Here is a 15,649-nt window from a genome sequence, read left to right on the forward strand (position 1 = left end):
CGTGACTCACGCTTCGCTCGTTGCCTGAGACAGCGCCCAGGCGGTATCGCTGGTGAAGTCGATCTCGTTGATGTGCTCGGCCAGGAAGTCGAGCAGCGCACGCACGGCAGGAAGCACGCCCCGCCGCGAGGGGAAGACGGCATGCAGCACGCCACCCCTCGGCTCCCAGCCGGGCATCACATCGACGAGACGTCCCGCCTTCAAGTCGCTACCGGCGACAAGCAAGGCCAGCTTGACCACTCCCAGCCCTGCCAGCGCGGCCTGATGCAGCGTCTCGGCGTTGTCGGTGACCAGCCGCGGGTGATGACGAATCTGCGCCGTCGCTCCCTCGGGGCCATCCAGTACCCAGTCGTGCTGTCTGCCCACCTGATCGAAGTCGAGGCTGGGCAACCCGGCCAGGTCGCCCGGCGCTTGCGGCCTCGGCCATGCTTCGAACAGGGCGGGAGCGGCCACCAGTCGCTGTGGGCTGCGCGACAGCACCTTCATCGAGAGGTCGCTGTCCTCGAGCGGCGGGAAACGCACCCGGATGGCCATGTCGAAGCCTTCCCTGATGACGTCCACCCGGCGGCTGGTGGCCTCCACCTGTACCTCCACGTCCGGGCACTGAGCCATGAAGCGCACCAGCAGCGGGGTGATCAGATAATGCAGCAGGCTTGGCGGACAGCTCAGCCGCACCGTGCCCCGCGGTAATGCCAGGTTGCGCTGAATCAGCTCCTCGGCAGCCTCCGCCTCCACCAGCATCGCCGCGCAGTGGCGGTAGTAAGCCTGGCCCAGCTCGGTGACCGAGAGATGGCGCGTGGAGCGCTGAATCAGCCGGGCGCCGAGCCGCTCCTCGAGCTGCGCGATGCGCCGGCTCAGCTTCGACTTGGGAATGCCGAGGGCGCGCCCGGCCGGGGCAAACCCACCATGGTCCACCACCTGCACGAAGAAATAGAGGTCGTTGAGGTCCTGCATATCGTTCCGCCCTTATTGTCCTATTCATGGAACGCAGAGTGTGAATTATACCCTCTACTGCCGCTTCCGTTCTCCTCATAAGCTTCCTGTATCGGGCAAAGGCCCAATCCATGCAGGAGCCAGACCATGAAGAAGATCCAAGGCATCTATGGCGCCCCCCGCGGCCACTGGGTCGGCGACGGCTTCCCCGTGCGTTCGCTGTTCAGCTATGACCGCCACGGCGCCGATCACCTGAGCCCCTTCCTGCTGCTCGACCACGCCGGCCCGCATGACTTCCCGCCGGCAAGCCGGCCGCGCGGCGTCGGCGCTCACCCGCACCGCGGCTTCGAGACCGTGACCCTGGTCTACAAAGGCGAACTGGAGCATCGCGACTCCACCGGCAGCGGCGGTCGTATCGGCGAGGGTGACGTGCAGTGGATGACCGCCGGAGCCGGCATCGTCCACGAGGAGTTTCACTCCGGCGACTTCACCGCGCAGGGCGGCACCCTGGAAATGGTGCAGCTGTGGGTCAATCTGCCGGCCGAGCACAAGTCGGCCCCGGCGGCCTACCAGACGCTGCTCGACGCCGACATTCCACGCGTCGCGCTGCCTGGCCGCGCCGGCGAGCTGCGGGTGATTGCCGGCAAGTACCGCGGCCATGAAGGGCCGGCCCATACCTTCACCCCGATCGAGGTGTGGGATCTGCGGTTGGCGGCAGGCGGCGAAACGAGCCTGCAAGTTACCGAGGGGCACACCACCCTGCTGGTGGTGCTCGAAGGGACGGTACAGGTCAACGGCGACGCCGTGGTGCGTGATGCTGGTCTGGTGTGCTTCGAGCGCCAGGGCGACGAGATACGGCTCGAAGCCAACAACGACGCCAAGCTACTGCTGCTCGCCGGCGCCCCCTTGGGCGAATCGGTGGTGGGGTACGGCCCCTTCGTGATGAACAGCGAAGCCGAGATCCATCAGGCCTTCGCCGATTTCCAGGCCGGCAAGTTCGGTCGCCTGGAGGGTTAGCGGCACCGCCGCGCCCAACCGCGCCCGGCTCCCTGGCCGGGCGTACTCTCTTAGCTCTCTCAACCCAAGAGGAAAGACCCATGTCCTTTACCTACAACCGACTCGACAAGGACGATGTGGCCCTGCTGATGGTCGATCATCAGTCCGGCCTGCTCTCGCTGGTGCGCGATTTCAGCCCCGACGATTTCAAGAACAACGTGCTGGCCCTGGCCGACATCGCCAAGTTCTTCGAGATCCCCACCATCCTCACCACCAGCTTCGAGGACGGCCCCAACGGGCCGATGGTGCCGGAACTGAAGGAGATGTTCCCCGACGCTCCCTACTTCGCCCGCCCCGGGCAGATCAACGCCTGGGACAACGAAGAGTTCGTCGCGGCGATCAAGGCCACCGGCAAGAAGCAGCTGCTGATCGCTGGCGTGGTGACCGAGGTGTGCGTGGCCTTCCCGGTACTCTCGGCCCTGGAAGAGGGCTATGAGGTATTCGTCGTCACCGACGCTTCCGGCACCTTCAACCAGACCACCCGGGACGCCTCCTGGAATCGCATGTCCCAGGCAGGTGCCCAGCTGATGACCTGGTTCGGAGTGGGTTGCGAACTGCACCGCGATTGGCGCAACGACATCGAAGGCTTCGGCGGCCTGCTGGCCGGCCACCTGCCCGCCTACGCCAACCTGATCCAGAGCTACACCGCCCAGAAGCGCTGACGGGCGCGGGCGCGGGCCCGGCACCTGCCGGGCCCAGCCTCACTCACCGCGCATTTCGGCCAGCCCAGGAGGTGTCATGTCCAGCAACGAACTCCACCCCGTCGACCACTGCGACGGGGCAACCATTAAGATCCACCACCGCGTGCGGCCCGGTGCCGCGGATCGCTACGAGACCTGGCTGCGCCAGATCATCGAGGCCGCTGGGCGTTTCCCCGGCCATCAGGGGGTACACATTTTGCGCCCTCCCGAAGGTCATCACGACTACGAGATCGCCGTGCGCTTCGCCAGCGACGACGACGCCCGACGCTGGCGGGAGTCAGCCGAACGCTGTGAGCTCATGGCGACCATTCAGAGAGAACTGCAACAGGCCGAGCGGGTGGAGATCGTGAGCGGCATCGACTACTGGTTCACCCCGCCCACACCCGCCAGCAGGCAGCCAACGCGCTGGAAACAGTGGCTGGTGACCACATCGGTGATCTGGCCGCTGACCATCATCGTACCGCTGCTGTGGCAACCGCTCTTCGGCCTGCTGCCGCTGCTCGGCACCTGGGGCATTCGTCACGGCCTGGTCGCCGCCACCATCGTCGCGCTGGTGGTCTACCTCGTCATGCCCCGAGTGGTGAAACTGGTGGCGCCCTGGCTGTTCCGTTGAGTCATGAGCATCCTCTCTCAGGCAGGGCGAACGGCCAAAGCCTATGCTGAAACAAGCGCCGCCCCTCCTGCCCACTTCATCCTTCCCGGGAAAACGATAATGAGCAATCTCGTCAACGAAGCCGCCCTCTCCTCATCCCTCGATTGCCCAATCGTCGACGGCAAACGCCAGGTGCAGCATGTCGCACCGCGTACCGCCGACGTGGGCGGCATCCCCGTCAACCGTGTGCTGCCTTCGCGTCATCGACGCCTGATCGGCGCCTGGTGCTTCCTCGATCATGCCGGCCCGGCGGTGTTCAAGGGCGACTCACGCGGCCTGCGTGTCGGCCCCCACCCGCACATCGGCCTGCAGACCTTCACCTGGATGATCGAGGGCGAAGTACTGCATCGTGACAACCTGGGCAACGAGCAGGTGATTCGCCCCGGCCAGGTCAACCTGATGACGGCGGGTCGCGGCATCAGCCATACCGAGGAGTCGGTGCCCGGCGAGTCGCACCTGCATGCCGCTCAGCTCTGGATCGCCCTGCCCGAAGCTCATCGTCGCACCGATCCGCGCTTCGACCACTACCCGACACTGCCACAGTGGCGCGAAGGCGACGTCGAGATGACCCTGCTGACCGGGGAGTTCGGCGGACACCGCGCGCCGACGCTGGCCTTTTCGCCGCTGGTGGGTGTGGATCTGGCGGCCGCTTCGGGCGGCTCTCTGGTACTGCCGTTGCGCGAGGATTTCGAGTACGGCCTGCTGCCGCTGGAAGGCGAACTCGAAATCGAAGGCGAGCGCTTTGCCGCCAACGAGCTGGCTTATCTGGGCCGTGGGCGCAGCCAGGTCACACTCGAGCTGCCGGCAGGTGGGCGAGCCATTCTGGTGGGCGGTGAGCCGCTGGGCGAGGAAATCCTGATCTGGTGGAACTTCGTCGGTCACAGCAAGGCCGAGATCATCGAGGCCCAGCGCGACTGGGAAGCCGGCAGCGAGCGCTTCGGCAGCATTCCCCAGTTCGACGGCAAGCGCCTGGAGCCGCCGCCGCTGCCCTGGCAGGCCTGAAACCAGCAACCGATCTCCCGCCACCTGATGAGAGGCACTCATGACCACCTATACGCCACCGCGCATACTGGTCTTCGCCGGCAGCGCCAGAGAACACTCCTTCAACAAGCGCCTCGCCCGCCTGGCGGCTGAGCGAGTCGAGCACGTCGGCGGCCTGGCCACCTTCATCGACCTGCGCGACTACCCGATGCCGCTCTACGACGGCGATCTGGAAAGTCGCGAAGGCCTGCCCGCCAATGCCCGCAGCCTCCAGGCCCTGCTCGCCGAACATCAGGGGCTGCTGCTCGCCTCACCGGAGTACAACGGCTTCATCACGCCACTGATGAAGAACACGCTCGACTGGATGTCTCGCTCGGACGGTGAGAACAGCGGCCTGGCACTGTTCGCCGAGCGGGTGGCGGCGGTGGTTTCCGCCTCGCCGGGGGCATTCGGCGGCATGCGCAGCCTCGCCCTGCTCCGCCAGCTGCTGGGCAACCTCGGCGTGACCGTGCTGCCCAATCCGCTGGCGATTCCCCGCGCCGGCCAGGCCTTCAACGAAGCCGGCGAGCTGGTGGACGAGAGCCAGCGGCAGCGCCTCGACGCCCTGTGCCGGCGCCTGGTGACGACACTGGCCAAGCTGCAAGCGACCGACCCCAGCAGAGAGGAGTGATAGGCAAGCACTCAACCACAGACGAAAAAGGCGCCCATGCCGGTCGGCATGGACGCCTTTTTGGCAGCCACTTGTCCTTACAGATAAAACTTGGGCAGCTTGCGTGCAGCACGCTTGCGCTTGGCTTTAGTGGCGCGCAGCGGAACGTCCCAGATGGTCAGGAACCGTTCGGTGACGGGGGCCGTTTCGCTCTCGGCAAGGCCCCGGTCACGGCGGCTCGGCAGCGGCAAATCCCAGATGGTGGGGAAACGTAGTGTATTCATGATGAATTACGGTTCTCGGAACCGCCTCCGCATCGTTTGTGGAAGTATTTTTCACATTATCCACATCATTAGACTTTAGTTCAACATTCCGCCGAAATTTCACTTCACTCGGCATGCCAATCGCTAATGGAGTCGTTATACTGCAATGCAACATAAATGACGCAGGAGTTGTTATGGCCAAGGAAGAACGCAAGCACATAGACCTCGCCCTGCAGGGCGGCGGCTCACACGGCGCCCTGACCTGGGGAGTGTTGGACCGGCTGCTGGAGGAGGAGCGGCTGGAGATCGACGGCGTCAGCGGTACCAGTGCAGGAGCGATGAATGCCGTGGTGCTGGCCGATGGGCTGCACCGCGGCGGGCGTGAGGGAGCGCGCCAGGCGCTGCACGATTTCTGGAGCGGCGTCAGCGACGCGGCACGCTTCTCGCCCATCCAGCCGACACCATGGGACCAGTTGATGGGCAACAGCAGCCTGGACAACTCCCCCAGCTACCTGATGTTCGAGAGCCTCACCCAGCTCATCGCCCCGTCCAAGCTCAACCCGATGAAGTTCAACCCCTTGCGCGACCTGGTGTGCAAGCTGGTCGACTTCGAACGGGTGAATGCCTGCCGCAAGGCCAAGGTGTACGTCACCGCCACCAACGTTCGTACCGGGCGCGCCAAGGTCTTCAGCCAGCCCGAGATCACCGTGGACACCGTCATGGCCTCGGCTTGCCTGCCATTCATGTTCCCGGCGGTGGAAATCGACGGCGAAGCCTACTGGGACGGCGGCTACAGCGGTAATCCGGCGCTGTTCCCGCTGGTGGACGACATGGACTGCCAGGACCTGGTAGTGATCCAGGTAAACCCGCTGGTCAGGCAGCGCCTGCCCGACAGCGCCCGGGACATCATCAACCGCATCAACGAGATCACCTTCAATACCAGCCTGATCAAGGAGCTGCGCAGTATTCAGTTGCTGCAGCAGCTGATCGATGCCGAAGGGCTCGAGGTGGAGCGCTACCGCTCCATGCGCCTGCACCTGATTCATGCCGAGAAGGAAGTGGAGCAGTTGAGTGCTTCGAGCAAACTCAACGCCCAGTGGGACTTCGTCTCCCGCCTTTACCGCCAAGGGCGCGGCTGGGCCGATCTGTGGCTGAAGGAGAACTTCGACAAGCTGGGGCAATGCTCCACCTTCGATCTCAATGCCGTGTTCAGCGATACCTTCCGGCCGCTCGCCCGCCCCAGTGGCACGAGCCAGGACGTCGCCGAGGCCGAACAGGCCAAGCCCAGCGCCGAAGAGCCCAGCGCCAGGATGCCTGCCGACAAACAGCCCACCGGCAAGGCCACCACCAGCAAGGCATCCACCGGCAAGGCGCCCAGCCGCAATAACTCCAGCACGAAGACTGGCAAAGGAGACGAGTCATGAGCGGCATCCTTGCCATCATCGTTGCGCTGGCCCTGCTGATGTACCTGGCCTATCGCGGCCTGAGCCTGCTGATTCTGGCCCCGGCGCTGGCCGCCCTGGTGGCGCTGGTGTCGGTGGATACGCCGCTGTTGGCCAGCTATACCCAGGTGTTCATGGGCTCGGCAGGCAACTTCATCGTCAGCTTCTTCCCGCTGTTCCTGCTGGGGGCCATCTTCGGCAAGTTGATGGAAGACTCCGGCAGCGCTGAGGTGCTGGCCGGTGCCATCGTCGAGCGTCTGGGCGAGAGCCGTGCCATTCTCGCCGTGGTGATTTCCTGTGCGGTGATGACCTACGGCGGCGTGTCGCTGTTCGTGGTGGCTTTCGCCGTATTCCCCATCGCCGCAGCACTGTTTCGCAAGGCCGACCTGCCCAAGCGACTGATCCCCGGCACCATCGCCCTGGGTGCCTTCACCTTCACCATGACGGCGCTGCCCGGCACACCGGCGATCCAGAATGCCATCCCGATGCCCTTCTTCGGCACCTCGCCCTTCGCCGCCCCGGGGCTCGGCATCATGACCGGATTGATCATGCTGGGCCTGGGCCAGGCCTGGCTCACCTACCGCGCCGGGCAGGCACGAGCAGCGGGCGAAGGCTACGGCGAGCATGACAGCGAGCCCACCCCGCACGATCACCTGCGCGAGCGTGCGGCCGGCGAAGGCTTCGACCTGGCCGAGGTCCAGCCTCAGCCTCGCAGCGGGCTGCCCAGCCTGCCTCTGGCACTGCTGCCCATCGTGCTGGTGATAGCGCTGAACCTGCTGTTCACCACCGTGGTCATCCCGGCCATGGACACCGGCTACCTGGCGGATCCGGTCTACGGCGCCACCAGCATCGAATCGGTACGTGGCGTGTGGTCGGTCATCGCCGCGCTGGTGTTCTCAATTCTGGTACTGATCGCGCTCAATTGGTCGCGCCTACAGCAACTTACCGCCTCGCTGGACAGCGGCGCCAATGCCTCGCTGCTGCCGATCTTCAACACCGCGAGCCTGGTCGGCTTCGGCTCGGTGATCGCCTCGCTGGCGGCCTTCGATGCCATCAGCGCCTGGGTGACAACCGCCGGCGGCGACAACCCGCTCATTTCGCTGGCCATTGCGGTGAATCTGCTGGCCGGCATGACCGGCTCCGCCTCCGGTGGCATGAGCATCGCGCTCTCCACTCTCGGCGACACCTACCTGGCCATGGGCCAGGCGGCCGGCATCTCGCCCGATCTGCTGCACCGGGTCACCGCCGTGGCCACCGGCGGGCTCGATGCCCTGCCGCACAACGGCGCGGTGATCACACTGCTCTCGATCTGCGGCCTGACGCACCGCCAGGCCTATCTGGACATCGCAGCGGTGGCCGTGGTGGGGCCGATCATCTCGCTGATACTGCTGATCCTGGTGGGCTCGTTGGTTGGCTCTTTTTGAGCGACTCGTTTTAACGGCCCGTTCTGAACGGTCCTTTCCAGCCCCCGTGCGCCCATCTCAGGCGGAGCGCACGGGGGTTTCCCGCCTCTTGCGACGTACCAGCGCGCCGCTACCCACCAGCATGCCCAGGGTGATCACGCCTGCCGCCAGTGCCAGCAGCGGCGTGGCCTCGGCGTAACCGGCCACGATCAGCACCAGCGTGGAGAGCAGCGGCGTGGCGTAGGCCAATAGCCCAAGCAGATGCAGGTCGCCGTGTTTGACGCCAATGTCCCAGGTGAAGAAGGCACTGCCCACCGGCCCCAGGCCTAGCCCGACCACACCCAGCCACTCGATGCCCTGGGGCCAGCGCGCTACCTCGAACAGGCCGTGACAGGCGAAGGCCAGCAGCGCCGTGACCAGGCAGAAACCACCCACAGCGCTGGTCGGCACCGCCTTCTTGGCTCGCGACAGCACCGAATAGCCGCTCCACACCAGGGCACAGGCGAAGGCCGCCCCATAGCCCAGCGCGCTGCCGCCGGCGCCCAGATCGCCGCCGATCAACAGCGCCGCCCCGGCAAAGCCCATCAGCCCACCCACCACGTGCCTGGGCAGCAGGCGCTCTCCCGGCAGCAGGCCGACGAGCAGCACGATCAGCAGCGGCCACAGATAGCTGATCAGCCCCGCATTGGCCGGCGGCGCATTCTGCTGGGCGACGAAGTAGAGCGCGTGATAGCCGAACAGCCCACCCACGCCTAGCACCCACACCGAAGGCGCCTGACGCAGCGGTGCCGTGAACGACTCACGTCGCCACAGGCTCCAGGCGAGAAAACAGAGAAAGGCGATGCCGAAGGCCAACCCGGTGAGCAGGAACGGCGGTACCGGCCCCGAGAGCTGAGTCAGGGTGGCGAGCAACGCCCAGTTGAGAATGGTGGTGGCCCCGATGGCCGTAGCCTGTCGTCGGGTCAAAGCGGACATGATGAGACCTCGTCAGTGTTGTCGAGGCCACAGCATGGGCTTCAGATCGAGACGCGGCTTGTCGAATCCTGACCTCTTTTCGAGGTGCCGCCCGAAGCCACTAGGCGCCGCCACTCACTCGGCGAGACATCGTGCTGGCGGCGGAAGCTGCGCGAGAAGTGTGCGCTGTCGGCAAAGCCACAGGCCAGAGCCACCTCGGTGAGCGAGGCACCACCGACCTGGAGCAGCTCACAGGCACGCGACAGGCGCTGTCGTACCAGCCATTCGTGGGGCGAGAGGCCGGTCAGCGCACGAAACTGGCGGGCGAAGACGGCCTCGGCCAGGTGGCAGCGGCGGGCCATCTCGGCCACACGCCAGGTGTGTGCCAGGTCGGCGCGCATGGCGGGTAACAGATCGAGCAGCTTGAGCCGCGGCGGTACCAGCCTACGGCCGCCGGCTTCAAGCGCCAGCTCGAGCCAGAGGGCCAGGGCCTGGCCGGACTCCCCCATCTTCGCTTTACGCAGGCACTCGCCCCGTGCCATCAGTGCCTCAGGCAGGCGCCGGGCCGGGCCCTCGAACAGGCCATCCAGGACCAGCGCCTCGCACCAAGCCTCGGGCAGGTCGAGCACCAGCACACGGTTGTCTCCCGGCGCCAGATAATGATGCAGGTCACCGCTGGCCACCGGAGCCAGCACGCCGCGGGTCACGTGAATGAGCCGCCCCGCCGCTTCGAGCTCCAGGGCACCGTCGAGCCCCAGCAGCAGCTGGTGAAAGCCGTGACGGTCGCTCAGTTCACGATCGGGATAGCTACGAGTTTCGACGAGGGGGCTGTCCATGACATATCCATCCCGGCACCTAGAACCAGCGCTTGCGCTTGAACCACACCACCATTCCTATTCCGACGGCAATCATCACACCCCACACCATAGGATAGCCCCAGTACCAGCCCAGCTCGGGCATGGCGAAGGGGCTGTCGGGATTCTCGAAGTTCATGCCGTACACGCCGACGATGAAGGTCAGCGGCATGAACACGGTGGCGATGATGGTCAGGGTACGCATGCTCTCGTTGAGCCGATTGCTCATGCTGGAGAGATAGACGTCGAGCAGGCTGGCCGTCATGTCGCGATAGCTCTCCACCAGGTCGATGACCTGCACGGTATGGTCATAGATGTCACGCATCCAGAGCCGCGTATCGGGGGTGAAGAGATCGTCGTGATCGCGCAGCAGCTGGTTGATCACTTCGCGGGTGGGCCATAGATAGCGGCGCAGCATGATCAGTTCGCGCTTCAGCCCATGCAGGTGCTCCAGGGTCGAGCTGTCGGGGCGGTCGAGAATCTCCACCTCGAGCTCCTCGATGCGCTCGCCCACGCTGTCGAGCACCGGAAAGGCGTGGTCGACGGCGGCGTCGAGCAGGCCATAGAGCAAGTCATCCGCCTCGCCCAGCGCCCGGCCGCCACGCTCCTTGAGCCGCCGCCGAAAGACGACGAAAGGATCCAGCGCCCCGCCCATGAAGCTGATGATGACGTTGCCACCCATGAACAGCGCCAACTGGTAGAGATGCAGGTCGCCTTCATCGTCCAGTTCCGGAATGCCGAGAAACACTACCAGCGACTCATCAAAGCGCTCCACCTTGGGCCGCTGCCCGCCGTTGAGAATGTCTTCCTGCGCCAGCGGATGCAGCCCCACCCGGTCGCCCAACAGCTCCAGTTCTTCTGCCGTCGGCACACCCTGCACGTGCAACCAGCACAGCGGCTCTTGCGCATCGACGCCGGGGGTGGCCTCAGGCGAGACCTCAAGGGGCTCGCCCCAGCGCCCCGCTTCACGACGGGCCAGCGTATAGGTGGCCGGCGCCAGCAGCGCCGCCTGCTCCAGGGTCAGCTCGCGCAGCGTGCCCGGGGCGGTGCCGGCCGGGTGGTAGTGCTTCTTGAACAGTCGGGTCATGTGGGTATCGATCCTAGGCGATTCGGCCCTACCCATATTGACACGCTTTGACGTCGCCACGAATCCTGGACGGTATGGGCACGTCCGCCGGTTCAGCGAAGCAACGAAATTCAGCTAATCTGTAACGTGGCGTGAGGTAAAAGGAAGCCAGCCCAAGGAAGGAGAACGACATGACCATGACGGTGGGCGAGCTTTTCATTGCCCTGGTGCTCATCTCGCTGGTGCTGCTGGCCAGCAATGCCATTCGCAACGTTTCGCCCTGGCTACGGCGTCTGTTTCTGCCTAGCTCGGTGATCGGCGGTGCGATCCTGCTGCTGCTCGGCCCGGAGGTGGCGGGCCGCGCGGTAACGGCGCCCTTCGAGGAAGCCGCCGGCCTGTTTCCCGAATACGTCTTCGAAAGCTGGGCCGCCCTGCCCGGCCTGCTGATCAACGTGGTGTTTGCCGCGCTCTTCATCGGCCGACCGATCCCCGGGCTGCGCACCATCTGGATGCGCGCCGGGCCGCAGGTGGTAGTGGGCCAAACCATGGCCTGGGGCCAGTACGTGGTCGGCCTGACCCTGGCCATTCTCATTCTCGCGCCCGTGTTCGGCATGAACCCCATGGCCGGCGCCCTGATCGAGATCGGCTTCGAAGGCGGCCACGGCACCGCTGCCGGCATGGCTGACACCTTCGCCGAGCTCGGCTTCGAGGAGGGCGCCGACCTGGCATTGGGGTTGGCCACCGTGGGCATCGTCTCGGGCGTGCTGATCGGTACGCTGATGATCAACATCGCGGCCCGGCGCGGGGTCATCAGCCTGGAGAAGACGCGCAAGACCTCGGAGGCGCTGGACGAAGCCCAATCCATGTCCCAGGGCGAGGAAAACGAGCTGCCGCCCACCGAGGAGTACAGCGAGTTCAAGAAGGACCTGGCCCAGGAAGAGGAAACCGCCGATCCGCTGAGCCTGCATATCGGCCTGGTCGGCATCGCCATCGCCATCGGCTGGCTGATCCTTTCCGCCCTGCAATGGATCGAACAGCAGACCTGGGCGCGTAACGACGGCCTGGAGATTCTCGCCCACGTGCCGCTGTTCCCCATCGCCATGATCGGTGGCGTGATCGTGCAGCTGTGCGTTACGCGTTTCGGCCTCGAGCCCCACGTATCCAGCCGCACCATGGCACGCATCGCCGGCACCGCCCTCGACTTCACCATCGTCGCGGCACTGGCCACACTGTCGCTCACCGCCCTGGGCGAGCACTTCATCCCGTTCCTGCTGCTGGCACTGGCGGGCATCGGCTGGTCGCTGTTCGTACTGATCGTGATCGCCCCGCGGGTAATCCCCGAGAACTGGTTCGAGCGCGGCATCGGCGACTTCGGCCAGTCCATGGGCGTGACCGTCACCGGCCTGCTGCTGATGCGCATGGCCGACCCCAAGAACCGCTCCGGCGCGTTCGAAAGCTTCGGCTACAAGCAGCTGATGTTCGAACCGGTGGTCGGCGGCGGGCTGTTCACGGCGGCGTCGCTGCCGCTCATTGCCCAGTTCGGCGCGCCCACCGTGCTTGGCTTCACGCTGATACTCACCGTGGCCTGGCTGATCTTCGGCCTACTCTACTTCGGCCGCATGGTACCGGAGCGCGGGCGGGGACGATGGGGATGAATGAAGACCTGGAGCGTGTCAGTCACCTGAGCCATAGTGTCGATGGACTCCTCATGAGAAGCGGAAAAGCATGCTGCCAATCCAAGGGATCGATCATCTGGTGCTGCGCATCCGCGACACCGACGCCATGCTCGCCTTCTACTGCGACGTGTTGGGCTGCACGGTGGAGAAGCGTCAGGAAGAGATCGGCCTGATTCAACTGCGCGCCGGACGCAGCCTGATCGACCTGGTACCCGTGGCAGGCCCGCTTGGGCAGCGTGGTGGCGTCGCCCCGGGCCGCGAGGGGCGCAATCTCGATCACTTCTGCCTGCGCCTGGAGCCCTTCGACGAGGTGACGATTCGCCGACACCTGACCACGCACGGCATCGAGGCTGGCGAACTTCAGCAGCGTTATGGCGCTGAGGGCACCGGCCCCTCGCTCTACCTCGAAGACCCTGAAGGCAACACCGTCGAGCTCAAGGGGCCGCCCACCATCTGAGCATCAACAGCCGGGCCTCAGGGTTTCGTCTTGCGCTTACCCGCCTGAGCGCGCAGGGAGGCCTCGAAGGAGCGGCGTGCCCAGACTGCGGCCAGCTCGCGGTCCTCGAACAACTCCTCCGGCGCCTGGTAATAGGACATCTGCACCACCCTGCCACCCTTGTCGTACTCGAACGGCTCGAGCCCCTCGCGCTCGAAGTCGTCAAGGTTGTGCGCATCGACCTTGAGATAGAGCGTCTCGTCGGCCACCAGTGCGAACATCAGGCCATCGTGATAGATGCCGTGCCCGCCGAACATGCGCCGCGCGGTGATGGGACCGAACAGCTCGAACACGTCGCGCAGCGAATCCGTATATTCGCTCACGGCATCTCCTCCATGCCTATGGGTTCTCCGTCATTCTGGCTTACGACCAGCTCAGCTCAAAGCAATCGGCCTGCCCACGCAGAGCGCCGTGGCCAGCTTGGATGGCAGCTCGCGGTAGGCGGTATCCGGCTCGGCCCCCAGACCGTCGAGAATGCGCGTGAAGAAAGCGCGCCCGGCGACCACGGCGACGATGTCGAATATTTCGTCGTCGGCAAGCCCATGGACGCGCAGTGTTTCGATATCCTCGGCGCCGACCTCCTGAGCGCGACAGGCCACCTTGGCGGCAAAGGCCATGATGTCGCGCTCGACCGGGTCGGGCGAGCCTTCCTCACCGAGTAGCATGGCCTGGGTGGCCTCCATACCCACCAGCTCCGCCAGGAACTTGGCATGGGCCAACGAGCAGTAGGAATTGCCCAGGGCCCGGGCGGCGGCAACGGTCACCAACTCGTAGCGGCGCGACTCCATGGGGCGGCGGATGGTGGCGATAAGCGTCGCCCAGGCCTTCATCACTTCGGGGCGATGACAGAACAGCCGGGCATAGTTGGGCAGGTAGCCGAAGTGTGCCCGCTGGCGCTGATACATGGCCTGCACCTCGCCTTCGGCCTGCTCGGGGGCAATCGTCTCGATATAGCTCATGTGCGTGTCTCCTCTCAGGCCGTGACGGAACGTGGATGCAGCCAGGCCGGCAGCAGCAGTTGGGTGTCGATGATGGCCTCGGCGTTATATGCGACACCGCACGCGGCGAGGTGACGGCCCAGGCTGCCGTCGTGCCATGCCTCGAACAGTTCGCTGCAGCCACCGATGGATTGACCGTCGATGAAGATCTGCGGGATGGTCGGCCCTCCGCAACGCCGCGCCAGCACCGGGCGCAGGCGCACCCCCATGTCGCCGACCTGATAGGCAGGCGAATCGAGGTCCACGCTCAGGTAATCGACCCCAAGCCTGGCCAACAGCTTGCGCGCCGCCCAGCAGAACTCGCACCAGGCAAGAGAGAACATCACTACCGGCGCCTGGGCCAGACACTCATCCAGGCATCGCTCGGCCTCGACATCGCGCGCCGTATCCACCGGCTGTACGGCCCGGGGTGCGGCAACAGCGGCCGGACGTGGCGCGGGCAAATCGAAGCGACAGCCGGGCGTGGAGCGCGACAGCGCCAGCTCCTCCTCGTTCATCTCGTCCTCGATGCCCTCGAACAGCTGAGTGGACTGGTAGCGCTCACCGGTGTCGGGCAGCATGCAGACGATATGGCTGCCGGCCGGCGCTCGCCGAGCCACCTCAAGGGCCGCGGCCAGAGTCGCGCCGGCGGAAATGCCGACGAAGATGCCCTCCTTGCGGGCCAGCTCACGGGCCAGCCTCAGCGCTTCCTCCCCGGCCACCGGCACGACCTCGTCCACCATGCCGGCGGCCACCGCCTGCTGGGTCAGCGGCGAAATGAAATCGGGGCTCCAGCCCTGCATCAGGTGAGGACGGAAGCGAGGATGGCTGGCGCCAGCCGGCTGCGCCTCGCCGCTGCCCAGCAGCGGGGCGTTGTCGGGCTCGGCAACGACGACGCGAATACGCGGATCGGCTGCCTTGAGCACCCGAGACACCCCCTTGAGCGTGCCGCCGGTGCCGAAGCCGCTGACCCAGGCATGAATCGGCTCGCCCTGCATGTCGTCGAGAATCTCCCTTGCCGTGGTGCGGCTGTGCACCTCGGCGTTGGCTTCGTTCTCGAACTGGCGGCACAGGAAGTAGCCGTGCTTCTCTGCCAGTTCGATTGCCTTGGCCAGCATGCCGCTGCCCTTCTCGGCTGCCGGCGTGAGCACCACGCGGGCACCGAGGAAACGCAGCAGCCGGCGCCGCTCAAGGCTGAAGCTTTCCGCCATGGTCACCACCAGCGGGTAGCCCTTGCGGGCGCAGACCATGGCCAGGCCGATGCCGGTGTTGCCGCTGGTGGCCTCGATCACCGTCTGGCCCGGGCGCAGGTCGCCGCTGCGCTCGGCCGCTTCGATCACCGCCAGCGCCATGCGGTCCTTGACCGAGCCCATGGGATTGAAGGCCTCCACCTTCACGTGCACGTTCACCGTCGGCGGCGCAAGCCGGGCGAGTCGCACCAGCGGGGTGCGGCCGATGGTTTCCAGAATGCTGGCGTAGCGGGTCATGGTGAGTCTCCTCGGGTGGGCATGCCGACAGCTTCGCCCCATGCCGAGGAAGCCGGCGT

Annotated in this window: 17 protein-coding genes; 9 read left to right on the forward strand and 8 right to left on the reverse strand. The window is 65.7% G+C overall.

Annotation, left to right across the window (positions count from 1 at the left end; genetic code table 11):
- Window positions 1-6: 6 nt before the first annotated feature.
- The gene (locus HOP58_RS12210; RefSeq protein ID WP_234260406.1) at window positions 7-954 is read right to left on the reverse strand and encodes a LysR substrate-binding domain-containing protein; all 948 of its coding nucleotides are present in this window, start codon (window positions 952-954) and stop codon (window positions 7-9) included.
- Between the two features lie 126 nt (window positions 955-1,080).
- Here HOP58_RS12210 and HOP58_RS12215 point away from each other — a divergent pair, with 126 nt between their 5' ends.
- From HOP58_RS12215 to HOP58_RS12235, 5 genes are all read left to right on the forward strand, one after another.
- The gene (locus HOP58_RS12215) at window positions 1,081-1,950 is read left to right on the forward strand and encodes a pirin family protein (protein ID WP_010628229.1); all 870 of its coding nucleotides are present in this window, start codon (window positions 1,081-1,083) and stop codon (window positions 1,948-1,950) included.
- An 80-nt stretch (window positions 1,951-2,030) separates the two neighbouring features.
- Window positions 2,031-2,651, forward strand: coding sequence for an isochorismate family cysteine hydrolase YcaC (gene ycaC, locus HOP58_RS12220; RefSeq protein ID WP_234260407.1), 621 nt, complete (start codon window positions 2,031-2,033; stop codon window positions 2,649-2,651).
- 76 nt (window positions 2,652-2,727) lie between these two features.
- Window positions 2,728-3,303 (forward strand): antibiotic biosynthesis monooxygenase, encoded by a 576-nt coding sequence (locus HOP58_RS12225; RefSeq protein ID WP_234260408.1) that lies wholly within the window; start codon window positions 2,728-2,730, stop codon window positions 3,301-3,303.
- A 99-nt stretch (window positions 3,304-3,402) separates the two neighbouring features.
- Window positions 3,403-4,344, forward strand: coding sequence for a pirin family protein (locus tag HOP58_RS12230; RefSeq protein WP_234260409.1), 942 nt, complete (start codon window positions 3,403-3,405; stop codon window positions 4,342-4,344).
- A 40-nt stretch (window positions 4,345-4,384) separates the two neighbouring features.
- Window positions 4,385-4,993 carry an NAD(P)H-dependent oxidoreductase gene (locus tag HOP58_RS12235; RefSeq protein WP_234260410.1) on the forward strand — a complete coding sequence of 203 codons (609 nt, stop codon included), beginning with the start codon at window positions 4,385-4,387 and terminating at the stop codon, window positions 4,991-4,993.
- Window positions 4,994-5,070: 77 nt separating this feature from the next.
- On the opposite strand, the gene HOP58_RS12240 is transcribed toward HOP58_RS12235, so the two are convergent.
- Window positions 5,071-5,256 carry a hypothetical protein gene (locus HOP58_RS12240; RefSeq protein WP_010628224.1) on the reverse strand — a complete coding sequence of 62 codons (186 nt, stop codon included), beginning with the start codon at window positions 5,254-5,256 and terminating at the stop codon, window positions 5,071-5,073.
- A 173-nt stretch (window positions 5,257-5,429) separates the two neighbouring features.
- Between HOP58_RS12240 and HOP58_RS12245 the strand changes: the two genes are divergently transcribed.
- Both HOP58_RS12245 and HOP58_RS12250 read left to right on the forward strand, forming a co-directional pair.
- Window positions 5,430-6,659, forward strand: coding sequence for a patatin-like phospholipase family protein (locus HOP58_RS12245; protein WP_346657458.1), 1,230 nt, complete (start codon window positions 5,430-5,432; stop codon window positions 6,657-6,659).
- Window positions 6,656-8,101, forward strand: a complete 1,446-nt coding sequence (locus tag HOP58_RS12250) for a GntP family permease (RefSeq protein ID WP_234260411.1) — start codon at window positions 6,656-6,658, stop codon at window positions 8,099-8,101. The genes HOP58_RS12245 and HOP58_RS12250 overlap by 4 nt, the downstream gene beginning before the upstream one ends.
- A gap of 57 nt (window positions 8,102-8,158) precedes the next feature.
- Here HOP58_RS12250 and HOP58_RS12255 read toward each other — a convergent pair whose 3' ends face one another.
- The 3 genes from HOP58_RS12255 to corA are packed head-to-tail and all read right to left on the reverse strand — an operon-like array spanning window position 8,159 to window position 10,975.
- Window positions 8,159-9,055, reverse strand: a complete 897-nt coding sequence (locus tag HOP58_RS12255; RefSeq protein ID WP_234260412.1) for a DMT family transporter — start codon at window positions 9,053-9,055, stop codon at window positions 8,159-8,161.
- 41 nt (window positions 9,056-9,096) lie between these two features.
- Window positions 9,097-9,870: an AraC family transcriptional regulator gene (locus tag HOP58_RS12260; RefSeq protein WP_234260413.1), complete on the reverse strand. Its 774-nt coding sequence runs from the start codon at window positions 9,868-9,870 to the stop codon at window positions 9,097-9,099.
- A 19-nt stretch (window positions 9,871-9,889) separates the two neighbouring features.
- Entirely contained in the window at window positions 9,890-10,975 is a 1,086-nt protein-coding gene (gene corA / locus HOP58_RS12265) for a magnesium/cobalt transporter CorA (protein ID WP_234254627.1), read from the reverse strand.
- Window positions 10,976-11,145: 170 nt separating this feature from the next.
- Here corA and HOP58_RS12270 point away from each other — a divergent pair, with 170 nt between their 5' ends.
- Both HOP58_RS12270 and HOP58_RS12275 read left to right on the forward strand, forming a co-directional pair.
- On the forward strand, window positions 11,146-12,609 hold the full coding sequence (locus tag HOP58_RS12270; protein WP_234254628.1) for a sodium/glutamate symporter: 1,464 nt from the start codon (window positions 11,146-11,148) through the stop codon (window positions 12,607-12,609).
- 70 nt (window positions 12,610-12,679) lie between these two features.
- Window positions 12,680-13,087, forward strand: a complete 408-nt coding sequence (locus HOP58_RS12275; RefSeq protein WP_234254629.1) for a VOC family protein — start codon at window positions 12,680-12,682, stop codon at window positions 13,085-13,087.
- 17 nt (window positions 13,088-13,104) lie between these two features.
- Here HOP58_RS12275 and HOP58_RS12280 read toward each other — a convergent pair whose 3' ends face one another.
- The 3 genes from HOP58_RS12280 to cysK are packed head-to-tail and all read right to left on the reverse strand — an operon-like array spanning window position 13,105 to window position 15,590.
- On the reverse strand, window positions 13,105-13,449 hold the full coding sequence (locus HOP58_RS12280; RefSeq protein WP_234260414.1) for a TfoX/Sxy family protein: 345 nt from the start codon (window positions 13,447-13,449) through the stop codon (window positions 13,105-13,107).
- 51 nt (window positions 13,450-13,500) lie between these two features.
- Window positions 13,501-14,085, reverse strand: a complete 585-nt coding sequence (locus HOP58_RS12285; protein ID WP_234260415.1) for a peroxidase — start codon at window positions 14,083-14,085, stop codon at window positions 13,501-13,503.
- Window positions 14,086-14,099: 14 nt separating this feature from the next.
- Window positions 14,100-15,590: a cysteine synthase A gene (gene cysK / locus HOP58_RS12290; RefSeq protein ID WP_234260416.1), complete on the reverse strand. Its 1,491-nt coding sequence runs from the start codon at window positions 15,588-15,590 to the stop codon at window positions 14,100-14,102.
- Between the last annotated feature and the right edge of the window lie 59 nt (window positions 15,591-15,649).

Origin of the sequence: Halomonas sp. MCCC 1A11062, from assembly GCF_021404355.1 — a bacterium.
Classification (GTDB): Bacteria; Pseudomonadota; Gammaproteobacteria; order Pseudomonadales; family Halomonadaceae; genus Halomonas; species Halomonas aerodenitrificans.

Coding starts and splice junctions, on each gene's coding strand:
- HOP58_RS12210 (WP_234260406.1), bottom strand. CDS start 954: ATGCAGGACCTCAACGACCTCTATTTCTTCGTGCAGGTGGTGGACCAT.
- HOP58_RS12215 (WP_010628229.1), top strand. CDS start 1,081: ATGAAGAAGATCCAAGGCATCTATGGCGCCCCCCGCGGCCACTGGGTC.
- ycaC (WP_234260407.1), top strand. CDS start 2,031: ATGTCCTTTACCTACAACCGACTCGACAAGGACGATGTGGCCCTGCTG.
- HOP58_RS12225 (WP_234260408.1), top strand. CDS start 2,728: ATGTCCAGCAACGAACTCCACCCCGTCGACCACTGCGACGGGGCAACC.
- HOP58_RS12230 (WP_234260409.1), top strand. CDS start 3,403: ATGAGCAATCTCGTCAACGAAGCCGCCCTCTCCTCATCCCTCGATTGC.
- HOP58_RS12235 (WP_234260410.1), top strand. CDS start 4,385: ATGACCACCTATACGCCACCGCGCATACTGGTCTTCGCCGGCAGCGCC.
- HOP58_RS12240 (WP_010628224.1), bottom strand. CDS start 5,256: ATGAATACACTACGTTTCCCCACCATCTGGGATTTGCCGCTGCCGAGC.
- HOP58_RS12245 (WP_346657458.1), top strand. CDS start 5,430: ATGGCCAAGGAAGAACGCAAGCACATAGACCTCGCCCTGCAGGGCGGC.
- HOP58_RS12250 (WP_234260411.1), top strand. CDS start 6,656: ATGAGCGGCATCCTTGCCATCATCGTTGCGCTGGCCCTGCTGATGTAC.
- HOP58_RS12255 (WP_234260412.1), bottom strand. CDS start 9,055: ATGTCCGCTTTGACCCGACGACAGGCTACGGCCATCGGGGCCACCACC.
- HOP58_RS12260 (WP_234260413.1), bottom strand. CDS start 9,870: ATGGACAGCCCCCTCGTCGAAACTCGTAGCTATCCCGATCGTGAACTG.
- corA (WP_234254627.1), bottom strand. CDS start 10,975: ATGACCCGACTGTTCAAGAAGCACTACCACCCGGCCGGCACCGCCCCG.
- HOP58_RS12270 (WP_234254628.1), top strand. CDS start 11,146: ATGACCATGACGGTGGGCGAGCTTTTCATTGCCCTGGTGCTCATCTCG.
- HOP58_RS12275 (WP_234254629.1), top strand. CDS start 12,680: ATGCTGCCAATCCAAGGGATCGATCATCTGGTGCTGCGCATCCGCGAC.
- HOP58_RS12285 (WP_234260415.1), bottom strand. CDS start 14,085: ATGAGCTATATCGAGACGATTGCCCCCGAGCAGGCCGAAGGCGAGGTG.
- cysK (WP_234260416.1), bottom strand. CDS start 15,590: ATGACCCGCTACGCCAGCATTCTGGAAACCATCGGCCGCACCCCGCTG.